The 21,140-nt window shown below is 63.0% G+C and carries 19 protein-coding genes; 7 read left to right on the plus strand and 12 right to left on the minus strand.

Annotated features, from left to right (window positions below):
* The first annotated feature begins 173 nt into the window (after positions 1-173).
* Entirely contained in the window at positions 174-1,001 is an 828-nt protein-coding gene (locus tag GVL04_RS19450) for a caspase family protein (RefSeq protein WP_159707570.1), read from the plus strand.
* A 39-nt stretch (positions 1,002-1,040) separates the two neighbouring features.
* On the opposite strand, the gene GVL04_RS19455 is transcribed toward GVL04_RS19450, so the two are convergent.
* Both GVL04_RS19455 and mnmA read right to left on the minus strand, forming a co-directional pair.
* Positions 1,041-2,666, minus strand: a complete 1,626-nt coding sequence (locus GVL04_RS19455; protein WP_159707572.1) for a hypothetical protein — start codon at positions 2,664-2,666, stop codon at positions 1,041-1,043.
* A gap of 93 nt (positions 2,667-2,759) precedes the next feature.
* Entirely contained in the window at positions 2,760-3,881 is a 1,122-nt protein-coding gene (mnmA, locus tag GVL04_RS19460) for a tRNA 2-thiouridine(34) synthase MnmA (protein ID WP_235036366.1), read from the minus strand.
* 178 nt (positions 3,882-4,059) lie between these two features.
* On the opposite strand from mnmA, the gene GVL04_RS19465 reads away from it, so the two are divergent.
* Positions 4,060-5,295: an NAD(P)/FAD-dependent oxidoreductase gene (locus GVL04_RS19465; protein ID WP_159707576.1), complete on the plus strand. Its 1,236-nt coding sequence runs from the start codon at positions 4,060-4,062 to the stop codon at positions 5,293-5,295.
* A gap of 9 nt (positions 5,296-5,304) precedes the next feature.
* On the opposite strand, the gene GVL04_RS19470 is transcribed toward GVL04_RS19465, so the two are convergent.
* The 4 genes from GVL04_RS19470 to GVL04_RS19485 form a co-directional block, all read right to left on the minus strand.
* Positions 5,305-6,537 (minus strand): cysteine desulfurase family protein, encoded by a 1,233-nt coding sequence (locus GVL04_RS19470; protein ID WP_159707578.1) that lies wholly within the window; start codon positions 6,535-6,537, stop codon positions 5,305-5,307.
* Positions 6,538-6,559: 22 nt separating this feature from the next.
* A complete protein-coding gene (locus GVL04_RS19475) occupies positions 6,560-7,237 on the minus strand; it encodes a metalloregulator ArsR/SmtB family transcription factor (protein ID WP_159707580.1) in 678 nt (225 codons plus the stop codon).
* Between the two features lie 73 nt (positions 7,238-7,310).
* A complete protein-coding gene (locus GVL04_RS19480) occupies positions 7,311-7,988 on the minus strand; it encodes a hypothetical protein (RefSeq protein ID WP_235036361.1) in 678 nt (225 codons plus the stop codon).
* A 60-nt stretch (positions 7,989-8,048) separates the two neighbouring features.
* Complete coding sequence (locus tag GVL04_RS19485) at positions 8,049-8,978, minus strand: diacylglycerol kinase family protein (RefSeq protein ID WP_159707582.1); 930 nt, start codon at positions 8,976-8,978, stop codon at positions 8,049-8,051.
* A gap of 120 nt (positions 8,979-9,098) precedes the next feature.
* On the opposite strand from GVL04_RS19485, the gene GVL04_RS19490 reads away from it, so the two are divergent.
* From GVL04_RS19490 to GVL04_RS19505, 4 genes are all read left to right on the plus strand, one after another.
* Positions 9,099-10,043 carry a J domain-containing protein gene (locus GVL04_RS19490; RefSeq protein WP_159707584.1) on the plus strand — a complete coding sequence of 315 codons (945 nt, stop codon included), beginning with the start codon at positions 9,099-9,101 and terminating at the stop codon, positions 10,041-10,043.
* 62 nt (positions 10,044-10,105) lie between these two features.
* Positions 10,106-10,573, plus strand: coding sequence for a tRNA (cytidine(34)-2'-O)-methyltransferase (locus GVL04_RS19495; protein WP_159707586.1), 468 nt, complete (start codon positions 10,106-10,108; stop codon positions 10,571-10,573).
* A 77-nt stretch (positions 10,574-10,650) separates the two neighbouring features.
* Entirely contained in the window at positions 10,651-11,367 is a 717-nt protein-coding gene (sigK, locus tag GVL04_RS19500) for an ECF RNA polymerase sigma factor SigK (RefSeq protein ID WP_159707588.1), read from the plus strand.
* 1 nt (position 11,368) lies between these two features.
* Positions 11,369-12,202: an anti-sigma factor gene (locus GVL04_RS19505; RefSeq protein WP_159707590.1), complete on the plus strand. Its 834-nt coding sequence runs from the start codon at positions 11,369-11,371 to the stop codon at positions 12,200-12,202.
* Between the two features lie 90 nt (positions 12,203-12,292).
* Here the strand turns inward: GVL04_RS19505 and GVL04_RS19510 are convergent, their stop codons facing one another.
* The 6 genes from GVL04_RS19510 to GVL04_RS19535 form a co-directional block, all read right to left on the minus strand.
* On the minus strand, positions 12,293-13,696 hold the full coding sequence (locus GVL04_RS19510) for a gluconate:H+ symporter (RefSeq protein ID WP_159707592.1): 1,404 nt from the start codon (positions 13,694-13,696) through the stop codon (positions 12,293-12,295).
* Positions 13,693-14,238, minus strand: a complete 546-nt coding sequence (locus tag GVL04_RS19515; protein WP_159707594.1) for a gluconokinase — start codon at positions 14,236-14,238, stop codon at positions 13,693-13,695. The genes GVL04_RS19510 and GVL04_RS19515 overlap by 4 nt, the downstream gene beginning before the upstream one ends.
* Positions 14,239-14,312: 74 nt before the next feature.
* Positions 14,313-15,092: a PIG-L deacetylase family protein gene (locus GVL04_RS19520; protein ID WP_159707596.1), complete on the minus strand. Its 780-nt coding sequence runs from the start codon at positions 15,090-15,092 to the stop codon at positions 14,313-14,315.
* 5 nt (positions 15,093-15,097) lie between these two features.
* On the minus strand, positions 15,098-16,051 hold the full coding sequence (locus GVL04_RS19525; RefSeq protein WP_159707598.1) for an electron transfer flavoprotein subunit alpha/FixB family protein: 954 nt from the start codon (positions 16,049-16,051) through the stop codon (positions 15,098-15,100).
* 14 nt (positions 16,052-16,065) lie between these two features.
* A complete protein-coding gene (locus GVL04_RS19530; RefSeq protein WP_159707600.1) occupies positions 16,066-16,869 on the minus strand; it encodes an electron transfer flavoprotein subunit beta/FixA family protein in 804 nt (267 codons plus the stop codon).
* Between the two features lie 249 nt (positions 16,870-17,118).
* Positions 17,119-18,810: a S1C family serine protease gene (locus tag GVL04_RS19535; protein WP_235036362.1), complete on the minus strand. Its 1,692-nt coding sequence runs from the start codon at positions 18,808-18,810 to the stop codon at positions 17,119-17,121.
* Positions 18,811-19,131: 321 nt separating this feature from the next.
* Between GVL04_RS19535 and GVL04_RS19540 the strand changes: the two genes are divergently transcribed.
* A partial coding sequence (locus GVL04_RS19540) for a TPM domain-containing protein (protein WP_159707604.1) occupies positions 19,132-21,140 on the plus strand: 2,009 nt, incomplete at its 3' end.

A 21,140-nucleotide genomic window follows, 5' to 3' on the forward strand; every position in this document is an offset into this window, starting at 1 on the left:
CGATTCAACCAGACTTCGAAGGATACGAACCCTCGATTTAGTGATTTGAGACACAAAATTTACTTTCCAGTAGCTTCATTCCTCTCTCCGGGGGCCATTGTCCCGGCAGGGGTGCGGGAATATCGTTGATGAAGAGTCTTCAATCACTGAACGACGGCCCAAAGGACAGGCGCATGAGCAAGGCAGCCCTCTGTGTAGGGATCAACAAGTTCAAGTTTCTTCCTCAATCAAGTTGGCTGAACGGCTGTGTCAATGATGCCGAGGACCTGGCCGCCATGCTGGAGAAAAAGTATGGCTTCGACGCCGCCGACATCACCGTGCTCCGGGATGCCAAGGCTGCCAAGAAGCCGGTCATGGCTGAACTAAACAAACTGGTGGACGCCGCCGTAGCAGGCACGGCAACCCACCTCGTGTTCACCTTCTCAAGCCATGGGACGCAGATTCCGGACACCAACGGCGATGAAAGTGACAGCCTTGATGAGGCCTTCGCATGCTACGACATCAACAATTCCGGCGATGCCTGGGATCCGGACACCGTGATCTCGGACGACGAGCTGGCAGCGCTGTTCGCCCGGCTCCCCAAGGGTGTTCTCATGGATGTTGTGCTGGACACCTGCCACAGTGGCACGGGGCTCAAGTCCTTGGACTTGCTTCCCGGCCGCCGCCCCCGCTTCCTCCCGGCGCCCACACCCAGGGCCGTGATTGCCAACGAATCCAAAGACACCCGAAGCCTGCGGGACATGGTCAAGACAGCCAAGCTCTCGGCACCGGTCCTGATGGCAGCGTGCCGGTCCGACCAGACAGCAGCCGATGCCTTGATCGACGGCCGTTACAACGGCGCGTTCACCTACAACTTTGTGAAGTCCCTGCAGGATGACGGCACGGCAGGACGGGCCGAGGTGCTGAAGCTGGTCAGCAAGGGACTGAAATCCGGCGGCTTTGACCAGATCGCCCAGTTGGAAAGCACGACGGCGGCACGCAAGGCTGCTTGGGGCGCCTGACCCGCGCTGCCCGCTTCATCCCCACTCCAATCCCTTCAGCTAGTCGCCCGTGCCATGGAACTTGTCCCGGACTCCCGACGAGGCAGCTTCTTCGGCATCATGACGTTGGTCGGAAACAAACAGCTGTCCTTGGCGCTCCCTGTCCATTACTGGTTTGAGGGCGGCATACACAAGGCGGCCACCGGCGTCGAAGCGCAGCAGCCCTCCCCCACGGATGTCCACGAAGTCCCTCCGTGTTTTCAATCCAAGGCGGACGTACGCTTCCCTTCGGCTCATGCGGACCGTCTGGATGAACGAGGCACCTATCTCGGAAATGATGAAACCGTCCGGGGAGACACGCTCAGAGGTGCGTACACGCGTGGAACTCAGGGGCGTTCGCCGTTCAAGCCGTGCCGCCTCCAGGAGCCGGGGATTCTCCCAGACAAAGCGTTGCACCTCTTGAGGGTCGGAGCCGAGGGCAGAAAGCCTGATGGGATAACGGAGTCCCTGGTAGTTGTCCACGCCGCTGATGTTGTTCATTGAAACCCGACGGATTCCGATCGCGGAGAACTCAGTTTGGATTGCCTCGCGATACCCGTAGCTATCTTCCGGAACCATGTCCAAGTCAGCGGCTATGATGCCGCGCAGGAGATCCCGCCACGAGACGTCGACCGGAGGCATATAGGAGAGTCCGCGAATCACCATCCGCAGGACCCTGATAGCCACGATCGAACCCGATTCGGCCTTTTGTTGGAGGCTTTGGCTGTCACCGAAGCGCGCGTTCCGCTCCGACCACAATCGTTGGACGGCCCGGAGCACCGCTCCTACCACAACGGCACCGCGCGCATGGGGCTCCGGCATTGTCTGCCAGTCTTCCGGCACAGCTCCGACGAAAGGTTCACGCAAGGGTCCGCGGGCAAAGAGGTCGCGTGCGAAGTCGAAGAGGGAACGCATCAGGAGTGCATCATCCACTACCTGCCCGGCTTCAAAACCACCTCCTGCCGCTTCGAGTTGCCGGTAGACCACCTCACGGGATGAAAACACGGAGAGAATGGCTACGATGTCGGCCAAGGCCTCATGCATGGCCAGTTGCTCCATAGTGGCCATCTGGTCGGCCCAGGCCGGCCGGAAGCCGTCCAGAATCGCGTGCGTCACTTCGTGGGCAACGATGTCCCGATAGAGGGCAGTCGGGACTTTGTAGCCCATTCGGTCCACGGAACCGAAGCGAATGACGTTGGTTCCGCGCTCATAGCCGGTATCCGTGGCGGTGATCAAGTCCCGCGCCTTGAGAACCACCCGGCCCTCAGGATTCCATGGCATACGCCTGCCGAGCGTGCTTTCGAAAATGTCCAAGGTGCTCATCGCCACGCCATAGACGTGCTGGGCCAGGAAACGGGTGTCATCCAAAAGTTCACGTAAGCCCACTGGCGGAGGTTCCGAGACCAGCTGCCAAGGATCTCCCTGCTGCGTCAGGGTCACCGGGGACACCGTGGTGCCGCGCCATTTCCGGATGTGGATGGCGTAGCGGTGGCCCGTGGGACCACGCCTTAGGCGTTCCACCGGAATACGAACCTGGGCTGTCAGCGGGGGCGCCCCCGAGGCACCAATCGGCCCCTCGGCCAGGACGGTCACAGAGACCATCTGCCCGGCCTTGATGTCTCCCGGGCTCTTCTTTGGAAATGCCACAGTCATCGCCGTCCCGAATGCGGACCCCAAACACCGCAGCGGAAGCGCTGCTTAGCCCAGTATGGAGGCGGCGCAATCCGCTGGCAATAACTCCTAGAGGGCTACGCGCTGAAGGGAGCGGGCGGCGTCGATGGTTGCCTGGCCCAAGACCCGGCTGCCCTGGTAAAGGACCACGGTCTGGCCCGGCGCCACACCGCGGAGTGGATCGGTCAGGGTGACAACAAGCTCGGCCCGCTGAACACCCGATTCGTCGTCAACCATTTCAACATGTGCCACCGCTGGAACGGGATCGCCGTGGGCCCGAACCTGGGCGTGGCAGTCAAACTCGGCGCCAGTAGCAACCTCGGAGATGGGCAACCCGGCCCACGAAACCTTGATGCCCCGGATTTCGTCGATGGCCAGCAGTGCTTCCGGCCCCACAACAACTTTGTTTTCCTTGGGACGGATCTCAAGGACGAAGCGTGGCTTGCCGTCAGCCGCGGGCGTTCCCAGCTTGAGGCCGCGACGCTGTCCCACCGTGAACGCGTTGGCGCCGGGGTGTTCGCCTACCTTGGCCCCGGTCTCGTCAACGATGTCGCCAGTGGTCATGTCGATCTTTTCGGCGAGCCATCCACGGGTGTCGCCGTCGGAAATGAAGCAGATGTCGTGGCTGTCGGGCTTATTGGCCACGGACAGGCCCCGCCGCTCCGCCTCGGCGCGCACTTCGGCCTTGGAAGGAGTGTCTGCCAGAGGGAACATGGAGTGCTTAAGCTGCTCATGGGTCAGGACGCCGAGGACGTAGCTCTGGTCCTTGGCCCAATCTGCGGCCCGGTGGAGTTCGCGGTTGCCGTCGGCGTCTTCGATCACCTTGGCGTAGTGCCCGGTGCATACGGCGTCGAAGCCCAGTGCAATGGCTTTCTCCAGCAAGGCAGCAAACTTGATGCGCTCGTTGCAGCGCATGCAGGGGTTAGGGGTGCGACCAGCGGCGTATTCGTCAATGAAGTCCTGGACGACGTCTTCCTTGAAGCGTTCCGAGAAGTCCCACACGTAGTAGGGGATGCCCAGGACGTCGCAGGCACGCCAAGCGTCACGGGAGTCCTCAATGGTGCAGCAGCCCCGGCTTCCGGTGCGCAGGGTGCCGGGCATGCGCGACAACGCGAGGTGGACTCCGACGACATCGTGTCCGGCCTCTACGGCGCGGGCGGCGGCCACGGCGGAGTCCACTCCGCCGCTCATTGCTGCAAGTACTCGCATGCTGGCTTTCTGTCTTTGGGTTTCTGGCAATCGATTCCGGCTCAGAACAGCCGGGGTGCCCATCTATTCTAGCTTGCCGTGCAACGCCTGTGCTAAATCCCTTGACCGGTCGGGCCCGCGCTTCTAAAGTCAAAACTACTGGTTTTAGAATCGAGCTGACATGGCACAGGAAAGAATGGTCATCACCGGCGGAGGGCTCGCCGGTGCCACCGCAGCCAGGACATTGCGATCTGAAGGCTATTCGGGACCCATCACACTGATTGGCGCCGAGAACCGGATTCCCTACATCCGCCCGCCGTTGTCCAAGGAATTCCTTTTGGAAAAGGTGGGAGAAGATGCCGTAGAGGTAATGCCGGCCGGCTGGTACCAGGACAATGATGTCGATGTCCTCCTCGCCGGCGCCGTGAGCGGTATAAACCGTGGAGACCATGAGGTGACGCTGTCCAATGGCCGGAGCCTCGGATACTCCAAGCTGCTGCTGGCAACCGGCGCACAACCGCGTTCAGTACCGCTCCCCGGCGCAGACCTGGACGGAGTGATGACCTTCCGGACCTTTGACGACAGCCTGCGGCTCAGATCCCTCCTCAAGGAGGGCGGCCGCAGCGTGGTCATGATCGGGTCAGGCTGGATCGGAATGGAACTGTCAGCGGCCGCGCGCACTTACGGCAACGAGGTCACGCTGCTCGGCCTGGAAGACATTCCCCTGAGCGCGGCAATCGGGCCCAGGCTTGGCAGATACTTCCAAAAACTCCATATGGAACACGGCGTCAACTTCCAGCTTCCCGCCAGTGCCGCAGGGATCGAGGGCAAGAAGGGCAAGTCAACCGCTGTCCGCACGAATACCGGGGAAACGCTGGCGGCCGACGTCGTCGTCATTGCCGTTGGCGTTCTGCCGAATACAGCACTTGCCGAAGCAGCCGGGCTTGCAGTCCGCAACGGAATCCTGGTGGACGCGGGACTCCACACCAGCGCGCCTGAGGTCTTCGCAGCCGGAGACGTGGCAAATGCCTTGCACCCCTTCACCGGGGAACATCACCGCAGCGAACACTGGGCCAACGCGCTCAACGGCGGGAAGGTGGCCGCAAAGTCCATGCTTGGCCAGGAAGCCGTCTTGGACGTAGTGCCCTACTTCTACACGGACCAGTTCGATCTCAGCATGGAGTATTCGGGGTTTCCGTCCCTGACATCCGGCGATGGGCCCGTCATCCGCGGCTCACTGGATGACGGCAGCTTCATAGCCTTCTGGTTGCGGGAGCAGCAGGTAGTTGCCGGCATGAGCGTCAACCAGCGACGCGTGCAGAAGCCCATCAAAGCGTTGATTTCGAGTCGCGTCCGCGTTGATGTCGCTCGACTTACGGATCCCGGGGTGCCGTTGGAGGAACTCGTGCCCGACTAGCATCCGGTGCTAGTTCGGTTCAACCGCACCCTGCCGCGCTACCGTGGCAGCTGTTTGGATGCTGGATTCGTGACCGGCCATTCCGGCCTGCCGCGCCCGGGAGCAAGCCTCGGGGAGCGCCTTCAGCAGTGCGTCCACATCCGCTTCCGTGGAGCTATGGCCCAACGTGAAGCGCTGCGCTCCGCGTGCTGTGTCCTCATCAAGGCCCATCGCCAACAAGACGTGCGAGGGCCGCGGGACTCCGGCCGTGCATGCAGAACCGGTGGATGATTCGACACCCGCGAGATCCAGGAGGAACAACAGCGAATCTCCTTCACATCCCGGAAAGGTGAAGTGGGCATTTCCCGGCAGACGGCCATCGCCCGGGGCACCACGCAGGACTGCATCCGGAATAGAAGCGCGAACGCCGTCGATGAGATGGTCGCGCAATGCGCTAAGTCGCTCCCCCTCTTGCGCCAGATTCACGGTTACTGCTTCAGCAGCGGCGGCGAAAGCGGCAATAGCCGGCGTGTCCAGTGTTCCCGAGCGAACGTCGCGTTCCTGACCACCGCCATGCTGAACCGGCGTCAACTTCACGGACCGCCCCAGGAAGAGCGCACCGACACCTACCGGACCACCAAGCTTGTGGCCCGACACAGACATCGCAGCGAGGCCGGACCCACGGAAATCCAGGGGAACAGAGCCAAAAGCCTGGACAGCATCCGAGTGGACCGGGATTCCGTGGGGCTTTGCAAGCTCCACGATCTCCGCCACCGGCTGGATGGTCCCAACCTCATTGTTGGCCCACATAACGGTCACCAGCGCCACGGATTCGGGGTCCCGCTCAATTTCCCGCTTGACTTCCCCAAGCTGCACCGTGCCGGCCCCATCGACCGGAAGCCACACAACATCCGCGCCTTCGTGCCGCTCCAGCCACTCCACTGTGTCAAGGACCGCATGATGTTCGACGGCGGAGCACAGGATCCGCTTCCGGCGGGGGTCCTGGTCGTGGCGGGCCCAGAACAGGCCCTTGACTGCCAGGTTGTCTGCCTCTGTCCCACCCGAGGTGAAGATAACTTCCGAAGGGTGCGCCCCGGCTGCTGCGGCCAACGTTTCGCGGGCATCCTCAACCGCGCGCCGGGCGCGGCGACCCGCACCGTGCAGCGAGGACGGGTTGCCGGTTCGCGTCAACTCGCGGGTCATAACGGCGAGCGCCTCGGCCGACAGGGGCGTGGTGGCAGCGTGGTCAAGGTATACAGGCACCTTGCCATTCTACCGACGGGGCTTAGGACCCGTTCGTTTCGGCCGCGATACGGGCGCAACAGTGGCCTGCACCAGGGTCCTGCAACACCACGCCGGTATCGCGACCAGAGGCCGCTGCCACTCCGGAGAGAAATGCTCCGTTCATTGAGCAAACCACCGCTTGATGATCCTGCGACAACCGGTGGAAGGGGCAGTTGAGCAGGCGGTATCCGCCTGTTGCATCTTGTGCCGGCTCGTATCCAAGGTCGGTCAGGACTCCCAGGAAGTCACCGGGACGTCCTGCTTTGCGCCCCTTCGCGTCCGCCACGGCCAACAGCACCTCCGTTACCGGCAAACCTTGTGCCGATGAACGCGCAATGGCCGTCGCCAGGAGGTCGCCAGCGAGATCGTACTGGCGTGCCGGGACTGATGCGCCCACCTCTTGGAGCACCGGGGTGTAGAGCTTGGCGGGGCGCCCGGAACCGGGCCCCGTCTTATCCGGCGTCTTCCTGAACTCCGGCCGCAACAGGCCGTCACGCACCAGCCTGTCCAAGTGGAAGGACGCCGTACTGCGCGGAATTGCCATGGCCCGCGCAGCTTCGTCGCGCCCCACAGAGTGGCCTGCGCTCCTGACATATGTGTACAACGCCCTGCGGCAGGCATCGTTCAGGGAGGAGATAGCCGAAAGCCGTTGGAGCCATGTGAGGCCTGACACGCTCATGGAGCAAGGGTAACTCTAAAAACAAGACTCGTTGCTTTATAGCCTGAACCGCACATTGCGCGTCATGCCAGGGTTATCCCGGCGGCACCACCACGAGCCGGGCCACCGCTTCCGCACGTGCCGTGGACAAGGCACCATCATCCGGGCAAGCCAGCGACACATACACAGAGGAAGCCGGGACGCTGAACAAACGGGCCATCACAACAGCGGCATTGCCGCCTGACGCAGCCGACGACTCCAACGCGAGGAATTCGACACTGTGAGCCGGTTTATCCGAGTCTTGTCCCCACCGCAGCGTCACCGGCTTCAGGTTGTCCAGCGCAATGCCAGGGTCAAGATAGTGGAAGAGTTCTTTTGTTGACGCTGTATCGTCTCCCTGCGCGACCAACGGCCCCTGATTGACGCTGACGCGGGCAGCCAGCGTGCAGCCGTCATTCTTCCGGTACCGGACTTCGCCCTGGAGGCCGGAATGCACAACAACCCAGCCCGGAACTTCCTCCAACCGGGTGGAGACCGTCACCGGATCTCCTGGGGCCAATGTGTTCCCTGCGGTAAAGGGCAAATCCTTCGCCGCTACGGCCGCAGCGTCGTGCCCGGGCGTGATGGTGGGTGTCGCCAGGATCGATTCCGAGGGCGACGGCTTCGGTGCTGCTGGATCCGGAATGTTGACGGTGCAGGCAGCCAGCGCGACACCAACGGTTCCCAAGGCAGCGATCCCAGCCAACCGTCGTCGAACGTTACGCGCCACCATCGCTCCTTTGTCACCATGCCTAAGCCATCTTCCGCGATCGAGTCTATCCGCCGGGTTTGCCTAGGCGAGCACGCGCAAACCGCCCGGAACAATGTCGACGTCCACAGGCAAAGGGGCGACACGCTCGCCATCGGCGTACGCCACCACGGCGTCGGCTTCAAGCCTTACCTTCCGTACACGCTTGATCTCCACGGCAGGATGGCCCGTGTGCTTGCCGGCGAATACCTTCGGGAAGACCGCAAGGAAGCCGAGCCGGGACAGGGGTTTGACCACAAACAGGTCCAGCATGCCGTCCTCGGGCGAGGCGTCAGGGGTAATCCGCATACCGCCGCCAATGAACTGCCCGTTTGCCACCGAAATGAGCAGCGCAGGCTGGGTCCAGGTCACGTCGTCGGCAGTGACCTTGTATTCGATCCGCCGGAATGAGCCCAGTTCCCGGAGCATGGCAATGTTGTAGCGGCTTTTTCCACGTGGCCAGCGCCAGGAGTTGGCCCTCTCATTGACCGCAGCATCAAACCCGGCCGAGAGAACGCCGGCAAAGTAGGTTGCCCGCCCATTCGCTGTCACGCGTCCGACGTCGATTTTCCGGCCGCCTGATGGCATCGCGGCCAGGATCCTCCGGCAGGCGGCCGCGGTGTCATGAAGGGGTAAATCCAACAGCCGGGCAACATCGTTTCCCGTTCCGCTGGGAACGATGCCAAGGGCAATGTCGGTTCCTGCGAGCGCGTTGACCCCCAGGTGGACCATGCCGTCACCGCCCACCACCACCAGGGCGTCCACCCTGGTGCCAGCCAGGGTCTGGTCAACAAGCCGCCTCAGGTCGTCGTAACTGTCAGCCTTGAGTACGACGACGTCCCCTCCGGCGGCGCGGAACCGGGCTGCGGCGTGGTCCCCGGCGTTGCGGGTCCGGCCAAAGGAGGCCGCAGGGTTTATCGCCAGTGCGATCGTCCCCGGCGCGCTGGACGGGATTTCAGTTGCCGGTGGAGTCACAGGCTGAATTATGCCAGCCGGGAACCACCAACCCCGATGCCGACGTTCACATAGTGGCTGGATAAACTGCCAGTACCGCGTCTCCTCGGAGCGCACCGATATTAAGAGAAGGGCCCGTGCTTGGCCGAGGGCAGCAATTCGCACTATCAGGTTCTCCGTGTTTCCGTCACAGCCACGGACAAGGAGATCAAAGTGGCCTACCGGAAGGCTGCCCGGAAGGCCCACCCCGATCACGGTGGAGAAGCGGAGACGTTCAGGCGCGTGACCCTCGCCTACGAAACCCTGATCGATCCGCAGCGCAGGGCTGAGTACGACCGGAGGTACGCCAGCGGCGCCTCGGGCCCCAGCCAGCCAAGGCCTGGCGATTACACGGGCACCGCTGCTCCGGGCCCCTTTGCCACAAGCAACGTCAGGCGGCCCCAGGCCCAGCGCAACACAGCCGGTGATCCCGCGGTCTATGTTCCCGCTTTTGACGATCCCAATGAAGTTCCGCTGATTTCTGCGGCGGAAGCAGCCCAACAGGTCCACGGACTCCCCCGCAAACGTGGAATCTTTGGTGCCGAAGCGCGGATCCAGAGGGAGATGCGCACGGTCCAGCTCATCAGCCGCCAGGTCCTGCCTGCCATTCCCGCCGCGAGGCTCATCAACGGACTCCGCTCGCCGTCGGACAACAACCACATCGACCACGCTGTCCTCTCCGGCTACCGGCTGGCGTTGGTCGGGTCCATGCTGTTGCCCAAAGGCGCCTACGCCTGGGACGGCAATTCCTTGCGCCACGGCGGCCGTTCCGTGGCTCCCCCGCAACTTGCCCACATTGTCCGCCATATGCAGGACATCTTCCCCGAACTCAACGTCACGGGCTGGGTGGTCCTGCACAGTCCCGACGGCAACCTCCATGAACCGGTCATCGATCAGTACGGCAAAGGCCAATCCAGCCACAATGCCGTGGAGGTAGTCAATGGTGCCGGGCTCGTCAGGGGGCTCAAGCAGTTCCTCAGCTCGGGGCCGGCCCCGAATACTGTGGTGGTGCCGGTCCTGGCCCGACTGCTTCGCGGGATGCACTAGGCCGCCGGGACCACCGATCGCCGGGATGCGGCTGCTCCGGACAGGCTGACTAAGATGGGACAGTGTTCCGCATCCTCTTCCACACCCCAGAAATCCCGGGCAATACGGGCAACGCCATCCGCTTGGCCGCCATCACGGGAGCCGAGCTCCATCTGGTGGAGCCCCTTGGCTTCGATTTTTCCGATGCCAAGCTGCGCCGCGCCGGCCTTGACTACCATGATCTCGCGGTAGTCACTGTCCACAAGGACATCGACGCCGCCTGGGCAGCATTGAAACCCGAGCGTGTCTTCGCCTACACCTCCGATGGCGAGACGTCCTATACCGATATCAGCTACCGCGAAGGCGACGTCCTGATGTTCGGGCCGGAGTCGGTTGGCCTGCCGGACTGGCTGAAGCAGGACCCCCACGTCACCGCACGCGTTCGCCTTCCCATGAAGCCGTCGCTACGCTCTCTCAACCTGGCCAATGCTGCCTCGATCGCCGTGTTCGAAGCCTGGCGGCAGAACGGATTTGCCGGCGCCAAGATCTAGCCCATCCAACGGCACGGCAGCACCGAATACCTTATGCAGGGACAAGTCCTGCCTTGGATATTCGTTGAGGAGCCTACGTGAGCGCGCTGCAGACCAGGGGGATGCCGGTAAAGCACCACACTGCCGCGTGCGCAACACAATATGGACGTGCTGCCGCATTCAAACGGGACGACATATGCTGGACGGTGATGGACATCCCCAACAACCCCGGCCCCCCGGTCTTTGAGGCTACAGGCACTGCGACGGACTTGAATGCGCAGTTGACTGGTTTGCTCGAGCTCGTGGCCACCGGCGACCAGCAGGCTTTTGCCGAGTTTTACCGCCTGACCTCCAGACGGGTCTTCGGTATGGCCAGGCGCGTCCTGATAGACCCTGACTTGAGCGAGGACGCCACCCAGGAAGTTTTCATCCAGGTGTGGCAAGGAGCGGCGAAGTTTGATCGCGCGGCCGGAACCCCACTGGCCTGGCTCATGACCATTGCGCATCGACGGGCCATAGACCGCGTTCGCACCGTTCAGGCCGCAACGGACCGCGAAGCCAAATACGGCGCAGCGAGCCAGGACCCGGACCGCGACCTGGTCGCCGAAGAGGCCGACACGAACCTGGAAGCCGAAGCCGTCAGCCGATGCCTCGGCACACTCACGGACACCCAGCGCGAATCCGTCCGCCTCGCCTACTACGGCGGTCTGACGTACCGGGAGGTCGCCGAACATCTCGGCGCCGCCGTCCCCACCATCAAGTCCCGCATCCGGGATGGACTGCTGCGCCTGAAGACCTGCCTGGGGGTGGGTTGATATGAGTGAGAACACCAGTGGAGGCTTTATCCGCAGAATGTTTGCCAACGACATCGCTACCGACCTCGCCGAGGGCCGCGTTCTTGAGCTGGCTGAAATCTACGCGTTGGACGCTGTCAGTGACGAAGAACGGGCCCTGATAGACGACTACATCAAGGATGCTCCAGAAGGTCCGGAGTTCCACGAACGGGTCCGTGAAGCCCGGGAGACTCTGGCAGTCAGCTTCGCGCCGGAGGAAGCGCCACCTGCGGGGCTGTTCGACAACATTATGGAGCGCATTGCCAACGATGCCGTCGTTGAGCCTGCCGCTGAGCCGGTAAGGCCCGGGCCTGAAAGCCCGCCCGTGGATGAACTTGCCGCCGCGAGGATGAAGCGCGAGGAGCGCAGCCGGACTGGTGGCGCACGCAGATGGATCGTCGGGGCAGCCGCTGCGGCCGTAATTGCCCTCGGTGGCATCGGGGTGGGCACCTACGTCTCGGCGCAGAATGACCCAGTCAACCAGGTGCTGCAGGCACAGGATGTCCAGAAGAAGTCCGCGCCGGTTCCCGGCGGCGGTACTGCCACCATCTCCGCATCATCAGCCAAAGACTCGTTCGTGATCCTGATGGATGGTGTTGCCCCGGCGCCGGAGGGCAAGGTCTACCAGTTGTGGACCCTTCCCAAAGACGGGTCGGCCCCTGTACCCCAGGGCACCATGGACGCCCAGACGCTTTCCAAGCCCGCCGTTGTGAAGGGCCTGGCATCTGCATCGTCCGTAGCCATCACGGTGGAACCCACAGGCGGATCGAGCGCCCCCACCACTGAGCCGGTCCTCGTGGTCGCGCTCAGCGCCTGACGCCAAGGGGTTCAACGCTCTTAATGCTCGACGGCGGCCGTCCCATCAAGGGGACGGCCGCCGTCGCTCGTATGTTGGCGTTTTGGGTAGCTACAACACCAACGATAGAAGCATCACGAACCCGAAGCCCACCACGGAGATCAGGGTTTCCATGACCGACCAGGTCTTGAATGTCTGCCCGACGGTGAGCCCGAAGAGTTCTTTGACCAACCAGAATCCGGCGTCGTTGACGTGGGACAGGAACAGCGAGCCTGCGCCAATTGCCAGGGCCAACAAGGCAGCATGCGTCGGGCTCAGGCTGCTCGCCAGTGGCGCCACAATTCCCGCGGCCGTTACCGTGGCAACCGTGGCTGAGCCAGTGGCCAGTCGGAGAGCCACCGCCACGATGAAGCCGAGCACCAGGACCGACATGTTGGCACCTTCGGCCCATTTCTTGACGGCATCCCCCACGCCCGCACCGATCAGGGTCTGCTTGAAACCGCCACCCGCTCCCACAATGAGGAGGATCGCGGCGATCGGCCCTAGGCTTTCGCCCAACTTGGAGGTGATCTTGCTGCCGGTGAAGCCCACGGCGTAGCCGAACGTCACGATTGCAAGGAGCACAGCCAGCGTCATGGCCACCAAAGGTTGGCCCACGAAGTCGAAGAAAATCCGGATGGCTGGTGCCGTTTCGGGGTTTGGCCAGATGATGCCACCCAGCGCTTTGAGGAGCATCAGGACCACAGGGAAGATGATGGTTAACAGGGTCACCAGGAACGAGGGCTGTCGCTTGACCTCGCTCATGTCGGCCGCGTGCTGGGTGTCGATGCCGCCGGCCACTGCGGGCGCGTCAACCGGGACCCAGCGGGCCGCCAACCGGGAAAAGAGCGGACCACAGATGATGACCGTGGGAATCGCCACGAGGATGCCCAGACCGAGAGTTGTTCCCAGTTGGGCTTTGACTGCGCTGATCGCTATGAGTGGTCCCGGATGCGGCGGCACGAGCCCGTGAAGGACGGACAGGCCAGCCAACGCTGGAATGGCGATGCGCATCAGCTTCATCTTGGACCGCTGCGTCACCAGGACAATCACCGGAAGCAGCAGGACGAGCCCGATTTCGAAGAACATGGGCAAGCCGATGATGACCGCCACAAGCGTGATCATCCAGACCAACTTGTTGCCGCTGGCTTTGGCCAGCAAAGTGTCCACCACCCGGTTGGCGCCCCCGGAATCGGCCAACAACTTCCCGAGCATGGCTCCCAGGGCAATGAGCAGCCCGACTTCCTTGAGGACACCACCAACCCCGTCTTCGAAGTTGGTGATGACCTTGCCCAGTTCCACGCCGGAGGCCAGGCCAACGAAGGCCGAGCCAAGCACCAGCGCCAGGAACGGATGAAGCTTGAGCTTGGCAATCAACACCACAATCAGGGCAATGCCCAGGGCGGCCACGACAAGAAGTTGGGTGTCGTGCCCGGTCCATTCCTGTACTTGCGTTGCGGTTTCCAGGACCCTCACGAGGCTGTCTCTTCGGGGCCGGCGCCTGCGGGCCGGAGACCGAGCCGTTCAATGACTTCGTCGGCTTCTTCTGCCGGCGACGCGGAAACGCAGAGCGAGATGTGGTTCTCGTCTTCCGTGGGCTCCTCCAGGGCGTCGAACTGCGATTCCAGGAGTGACGGCGGCATGAAGTGGCCGTGCCTGGATGCCAGACGATCGGAAATCTTGTCCTTGCTCCCCTGCAGGAAGACAAACACCACGCCCTCGCCGCGAAGCACGTCGCGGTACTTCTTTTTCAGAGCCGAGCACGTAATGATCGCCGGGGTTCCTGCATCCGCTCGCTCGCGGATCCAGTCCGAAATGATGCCCAGCCAAGGCCAGCGGTCCTCATCGCTGAGGGCAAGCCCCGACTGCATCTTGGCTACGTTCGCCTCCGGGTGCAGGTCGTCGCCTTCGGCCAGATCCCATCCCAGCTTGCCGGCAAGAACACCGGCTACAGTCGATTTGCCGGAACCGGAGACTCCCATAATCACCAGTACGGGTTGTTGCGCAGTCTTCGCCATCAAAGTCTGCCTTCCTCGAATAAATATGATTTAACCGAGATCAAGCATATGACACGGGTTACACCACGGCAACGTCAGAAGCCGGCGATGGTGCTTGTACCATTGACGGACACCACGTGGAAGGCCTCAGCACTGCCACCGGACGTCAGGCCTGCCCGTTCACCGTTGGCCAGCAGCAGGCTCCTGACAACGCGCTCCATGCCTTCAATGTCGGGATGCTGGCTTGCATGGATCCGGATGGCGTCGAGCTTGGCGTCGACGTGTCCTGAGACGTCCACAAAGTGGTTCTCCCTGGCTTCCGGGCTGGAGATAAACCACAACCACGGCAGCTTGTAGGCACTCAGTCCCGCCTCGGCCAACTCCGGGTAGGCGAAGGGATTCTCCACTGCCGGATAGACGGCACGAGTCACGGCCTCGCCGGCTGCAAGGTGGTCCGGGTGGCTCTTTTGCAGGCGGTCCCAGTTCCGTTCGGGGTGCATGGTCAGCACGATGTCGGGTCGGATTTCACGGATCAGCTTCACCACCTGCTTGATGACGCCATGTGTCGGTTCAAGGTAGCCATCGAGCTCGTGAAGGTAATGGATGTCAGTGACACCCACCAGAGCGGCCGCACGCCTTTGCTCCTCAGCGCGGAGCTCGGTGATCCGCTCCCTGTCGGCCGGATCGAAGCCGCCGGCGTCGCCGTCGGTCATGATGCAGTAGATGACCTCGACGCCGGCCGCAGTCCACGCTGCAATGGTGCCAGCGGCGCCGAAGTCGATGTCGTCAGGATGGGCAGTAAAACAAAGCACCCGCTCGACGCGCTCCGTGGAGGCGTCGAACGGGCTCTTTGCTGACGTAACGCCAGTAGACAAAGGGATCAGCCTTTCCGCTTCTTGATCTCGGCCGTGGCCTGTGGGAGAACCTTGAAGAGGTCACCGATGATGCCGTAGTCGGCGATCTCGAACACCGGCGATTCTGCGTCCTTGTTGATGGCCACGATGACCTTGGAGGTCTGCATTCCGGCCTTCTGCTGGATGGCTCCGGAGATGCCGGCCGAGATGTACAACTGGGGCGAAACCGTGACACCGGTCTGGCCGACCTGGGCGTCGTGGCCGATCCAGCCTGCATCGGTGGCAGCACGGGATGCGCCTACGGCAGCGCCCAAGGCATCCGCGAGCTCTTCAACCGGAGCGAAGTCACCGTCAACGCCGCGGCCGCCGGCCACGACGATCCTCGCTTCACTAAGGTCCGGGCGGCCGCTGACAGGCTTCTCGGTCCGCGCAGCGATGCGTGCAGAGTTCGCGATCGCGTCAGCCGGTACGTCAACCGTTGCAGTGGCCGGGGCAGGCGCAGCACCAACCGGGGCAGGCTCTACGTTGTTGGCCTTCACCGAGAGCACTGTCACCGGAGTGGTGGCCTTCGCCGTGGTGTTGTACGAGCCGGCAAGAACACTCTTGTGCGCCGTGCCATCGGCTTCGACGCCCACGACGTCGGTGATCACGCCGGCATTGAGCTTGATACCAAGCCTGCCCGCGATATCCTTGCCCTCCGGAGAGTTGTCCAGAAGGACGGCCGTGGCTCCCGAGGCTGCCACAGCAGCGGCGAGGTAGGCGGCCTTCGGGCCAACCAGGTAGTTGTCGAGGTCCTCCGCCGACGGCACGTACACCGTGGTGACGCCATAGGCACCCAGGGTGGCAGCGACGTCGTCGTTCAGCTCCCCGGTGAATGCGACGGCGGTCTCCCCCAGCGATCGGGCGATGGTCAGGAGTTCCAGGCTGCTCTTCTTGAGAGCCGCTCCGGGGTTGTCAATGAAAACAAGTGCATTTGCCATGGTTGGAATCCCCTTTAGAGCAGCTTCTGTGCGGCGAGGAAGTCGACCAGCTTGATGCCGGCGTCGCCGTCGTCGGTGATGATGGTGCCTGCCGTCCGCGGCGGACGGGCCTCTGCAGACTCCACCACTGTCCAGGAACCGGCCAAGCCCACCTGCGCGGCGTCCACGCCGATGTCCGCGAGCGACAGGGAAGCGATCTTCTTTTTCTTGGCGGCCAGGATGCCCTTGAAGTTGGGGTAGCGCGGCTCGTTGATCTGGTCGGTGACCGAAACAACGGCAGGGAGCTGTGCTTCAACCGTCTCAGAGAAAGCACCGGCGTCACGGCGGGCGGTGACCTGGTTTCCCGAAACCTCGAGGCTGGACGCGAAGGTCACCTGCGGAAAGGACAAGCGTTCGGCCAGCTGGGCCGGGATCAGTGACGTCTCACCATCAGTGGACGCCATGCCGGTGAGGACCAGGTCCACCGGGCGACCATCCGCCGAGATGTGGCGGATAGCGGCGGCAAGCGCCAGCGAGGTAGCAGCAGCGTCGGACCCGGCCAGAGCGTCATCGCTAAGGTGGACGCCCGAATACGCGCCGATCTGCAGCGACTTCTTCACCGCGTTGACGGCACCTGAGGGACCCATGCTCAAGGCAATGACCTCGTTGCCGGCCTTCGGGCCACCGCGTTCCTCGGCGAGCTGCAAGGCTGCCTCAAGGGCGTACTCATCCAACTCGGACAAGATGCTCTCATCACGGTCGGTGGTGTTTCCGGGCCCGGTAATGTGCCGGTCGAACTGGGCGTCCGGGACGTGCTTGACCAGAACGACAATCTTCAATGTCTCTTCCACTGTCTTCGAAGCAGCCTTCCATGCTTGTGGACGGCCAACCGCAACAGCGTGGCCGTGAATTGCCCAGCGCGTGGGCTCGTCCTAGCTAAGCATATTGCCCGCAGAAAGCCACTCCCAGCGTTAACCCCTGTTTCAGCTGCCCGCGAGACTTTCGTTTCGCTGACGCCGCGCCGCGCACGGCAAAACGGCGGGCGACACCGTGAGGTGCCGACCGCCGTCGTTCGCTGTTCAGGCTGCCTACTGCTGGGCTGCGTCGAGGGTTACCTCAACCTCCTGGGCCTGGCCCCCGCGTTGAATGGTGACCTTGACCTTGGCGCCGGCCGGCTGTTCGCGGACTGCAGCCGTCAGCTGGTTGGGGTCACTCACCGTGTAGTCACCGAACTTGGTGACAACATCGCCAACCTTGAGTCCTGCCTTGGCTGCCGCCGAACCGGTGGTTACCGAGGCAACCTCGGCACCGACAGAGAAGCCCGAATCGCTACCCGTGGACGACTTCGAACGGACCGACACACCGAACTGGCCGTGGCTGGCTTTGCCCGTATCTATGATCTCCTGAGCCACACGCTTGGCATGGTTGATGGGAACACTGAAGCCAACACCGATGTTGCCACTGGAGGATTCAGACGTTCCGCTGCCGGCGGATGCGATAGCAACGTTGACCCCGATGACCTCACCCTTACTGTTCACCAGCGCACCACCGGAGTTACCGGGGTTGATGGCGGCGTCGGTCTGGATGACGTTGATGGCAATGGAGCCTTCATTGGCTGTGGACTGGCTCTGGCCGCCGTTTGGCGGTGCGAACTGGAAGCCTTCGTCGCCGCCCTGGCTCTCGTCGGGCGTGCCTTCCGGCACAGCTGACGACGCGACGCTGATGGTGCGGTTGAGGGTGGAGACGATACCGTCCGTCACCGTACCTGTCAGGCCCAAGGGTGAACCGATGGCGACGGCGGTGTCCCCCACGTTGATCTTGGAGGAGTCCCCGAGCGTGGCCGGAACCAACCCGGACGCGTCGCTGACTTTGATCACGGCGAGGTCCGAGAGCGGGTCCGTGCCAACAACCGTTGCCTTGAGGACCTTGCCGTCGCTAGTACGTACCTCAATGGCGGCATTGGCCGTGGCACCGTCCAGGGTCACGACGTGGGTGTTGGTGAGAATATGGCCTTGGTCATCGAGGATGATGCCTGAACCGGTTCCCCCTTCGTTGCCGCTGGTTGCCTTGATGGTCACGACACTGGGCGATGCCTTGGCGGCCGCCGCAGTGATCACGTTGACGTCGTCCTTGTTGTTGACGATGACCGTGCTGGACTGTCCGCTCGTGGACGCTGCCGGAGCCGGCTGGTCCCAGAGCACGTTGCTGCCAGCCACTACACCGCCACCGATCAGGCCCGCCGCGAGCATGCTCGCTACGAGGGTGCCGACGCCGAACGCGGGCTTGCGTTTGGTGGCAACATTTGAGCTCGCGGGAGTGTGCTGCATTCCTGGTCCCTGCGGGCCCTGGGGGTTTGAGCCCCCGCCGTAGAACGGCTGGTGCTGCGGGTAGCCGGGGCGGTGTGCCGGATCCTGATGCTGCGTAGCGCCGTAGTACTGCGGCTGCTGCTGGGTGGCAAGCGGCTGGCCGGAGGGCTGGGCAGGAGCTGCGTGGTGCCCTGGGTGCTGTGCAGCGTACTGCTGGGGTGTGCGCTGTTCAGGGGCCGCATGCTGCGCCGGGGTGTTCTCCTGATTGGGCTGGCCAGCCGGGCCCGCAGGCGGCTGAAACGCCGGGAGCGGCGTAGTGGGCTGTGCAGCGTTACCGGCACCCGCCTCCTGCCCTGAAGTCCAGGCGGGCTGCTGCTGGGTGGCGGTGGCATCGGTGTTTTCGCTGGTGGTGTCCCGCGGCTCGGATGGCTCGCGGTTCTCCGGTGCGCTGCCCTGCGCTGGGTTCTCCGTCATGGGTCTTCCTTTCGTCCTCGTCTCCATCAACTATGTACCCAATAACTGGAACAAAAGCGGACGTTCGCTGGGAGCTTCCTGAAAGGCTCAGGGCGCCCATGGCAGCCCCTCCCACAATGCCCTCAACGCCTGAACAATCCCGCTCTCTCCTATATTTCGCTGGTGGCATATTCACCCCTGTGGACGGGTTAAGGGGTGCACCATAGAATCAAGAGGAATTGCCACAGCGACCTGCGGCTTTACACCATGCGTGGGGGCGCTGAGCATTCTGTGACGATTGGTACGCCTTGTTCCAGTCGCAGACGTGCTGAAGGGTTGCACATGCGGTCAATATTTAAACGCGTACTCGCCGGAATTGGCGTGGCTGGACTATTGGCCTTTCCGGCCACAGCTGCCTGGGCTGTCGATCCGGTGACCATTCCGTCCGGACAGAACATCGTGGACGACGCCAACGTCCTGGGCAGCCGAAAAGGCGAGGTCCAGGAAGCCATCCAAAAGACTCTCAAGGACCACAAGTACAACCTGTACGTTGTCACCGTGGACTCCTTCACCAACCCGTCGGACCCCAAGGAGTGGACCAAGGCCGTTGCCGATAAGAGGGGGATGGGCAAGCCGGACGCCATTCTGGCGATTTCCACCGCTGGCCAGTACAACTTTGCCCTGAACTCGGGCAGCTCCATCTACTCCAAGCAGTCGGCAATCGCTCAGAACGCCGTTGTTGCCAATCTGGCAGGCGGCAAGAAAGACTTCGCCCAGGCGGCCATCGACACTGCAGCCGCCATCGGCGACGCCGCAGGCGGTGGAAGCGGGACAGTGCCCAGCGGCAACGCCGGTGTTGGCGTCCTCGTTGGAGTCGGTGTAGTAGCCGCCGGTGGCGCAGGGACGTACCTGTACTTGCGTAACCGCCGCAAGAAGGGCAGCAGCCAGGCCACCAGCGCCAGCTATGGCCCGCAAGGTGAGCAGCTGGACCCTCTCGCTGGGCTGAGCATCCCGGAGCTACGCCAGAAGAGCGGCTCACTGCTGATCGAAGCCGACGACGCCATCAAGTCCAGCGAACAGGAACTCGGCTTCGCGCAGGCCCAGTATGGTGATTCCGCGATCGGCAACTTCACCAAAGCCCTTGAAGAAGCGAAGGGCCACATGACGGAGTCCTTCAAGTTGCAGCAGCAGCTTGATGACCACATCCCGGACACCGAAGAACAACAGCGGAGCTGGCTCGGCGAAATCATCCGCAGGTCAGAGGCAGCACTTGCTTCGCTGCGAGACCAGAAGGCCGACTTCGACTCGTTGCGTGAGCTTGAAAAGAACGCCCCGCAGGCCCTGGCGGCAGTGTCCGCCGGAGCCAGGGACGCGGATTCCAAGATCGCCAACACAGAACAGTCGCTGGAGGGCTTGCGCGCCAAGTACGCCGACTCTGCCTTGACGCAGGTCTCCGATAACATCCTGCAGGCAAAAGAGCGCCTCGCATTCGTGCAGAACGCCGTCACCGCAGCCCAGGAGAAATTGGCGGCCGGCGAGAACAGCCTGGCCGCAGTGGCCGTTCGTGCCGCCGAGGAAAGCCTGCACCAAACCAACGTATTGATCGATGCCATCTCCAAGACAGCCGGCAGCCTGGATGAGGCACGTGCCTCCCTGGAAGGTGCCGTTGCGGAGACCAGTCAGGACCTCGCCCAGGCCAGGGCCATGATCCAATCGGGTGAGCACCCCGAACTTGCCGGCCCCGTAGCCGGTGTGGAAGCGGCCTTGGCACAGGTGAAGACCGAGATCCAGGGCGGAAAGATTGATCCCATCGCTACGCTCAGCCGGGTGGAATCAGCCCATCAAGCCCTGGACCAGTCGCTGTCCGGTATTCGCGACCAGCAGGAGCAGGCCCGCCGGGCGCAAGCATCACTGCAGCAGACCATCATGGCAGCCCAGGCCCAGATCAGCGCCACCTCTGACTACATCACCGCCCGACGCGGCGGCGTAGGCACAGAGGCGCGGACCAGGTTGGCCGAGGCTCAGCGCAATCTGGATTACGCACTGTCCATCTCACGCAATGATCCTGTTACGGCACTGACCTACGCCCAGCAGGCGCACTCACTTGCTGCCCAGGCGGCACAACTTGCGCAGTCCGACGTCGACCAGTTCGGCTACGCAGACCAAGGCCAAGGCTACGGACGCGGTGGCATGTTCGGCGGTGGCGGCGGAGGCGGCGGCCTTGGTGGCGCCATCCTCGGCGGTATCCTCATCAATTCCATCCTGAACGGCGGCGGAGGTGGCTGGGGCGGCGGCAACAACGACGGCGGAGGCGGCGGTGGCTTCTTCGGCGGCGATTCCGGTGGCGGCGG

The sequence above is a fragment of the Arthrobacter sp. 18067 genome (genome assembly GCF_902706295.1).
GTDB lineage: Bacteria > Actinomycetota > Actinomycetes > Actinomycetales > Micrococcaceae > Arthrobacter.

Coding starts and splice junctions, on each gene's coding strand:
- GVL04_RS19450 (WP_159707570.1), top strand. CDS start 174: ATGAGCAAGGCAGCCCTCTGTGTAGGGATCAACAAGTTCAAGTTTCTT.
- mnmA (WP_235036366.1), bottom strand. CDS start 3,881: ATGAGCGGCGGAGTGGACTCCGCCGTGGCCGCCGCCCGCGCCGTAGAG.
- GVL04_RS19465 (WP_159707576.1), top strand. CDS start 4,060: ATGGCACAGGAAAGAATGGTCATCACCGGCGGAGGGCTCGCCGGTGCC.
- GVL04_RS19475 (WP_159707580.1), bottom strand. CDS start 7,237: ATGAGCGTGTCAGGCCTCACATGGCTCCAACGGCTTTCGGCTATCTCC.
- GVL04_RS19480 (WP_235036361.1), bottom strand. CDS start 7,988: ATGGTGGCGCGTAACGTTCGACGACGGTTGGCTGGGATCGCTGCCTTG.
- GVL04_RS19505 (WP_159707590.1), top strand. CDS start 11,369: ATGAGTGAGAACACCAGTGGAGGCTTTATCCGCAGAATGTTTGCCAAC.
- GVL04_RS19515 (WP_159707594.1), bottom strand. CDS start 14,238: ATGGCGAAGACTGCGCAACAACCCGTACTGGTGATTATGGGAGTCTCC.
- GVL04_RS19525 (WP_159707598.1), bottom strand. CDS start 16,051: ATGGCAAATGCACTTGTTTTCATTGACAACCCCGGAGCGGCTCTCAAG.
- GVL04_RS19535 (WP_235036362.1), bottom strand. CDS start 18,810: ATGACGGAGAACCCAGCGCAGGGCAGCGCACCGGAGAACCGCGAGCCA.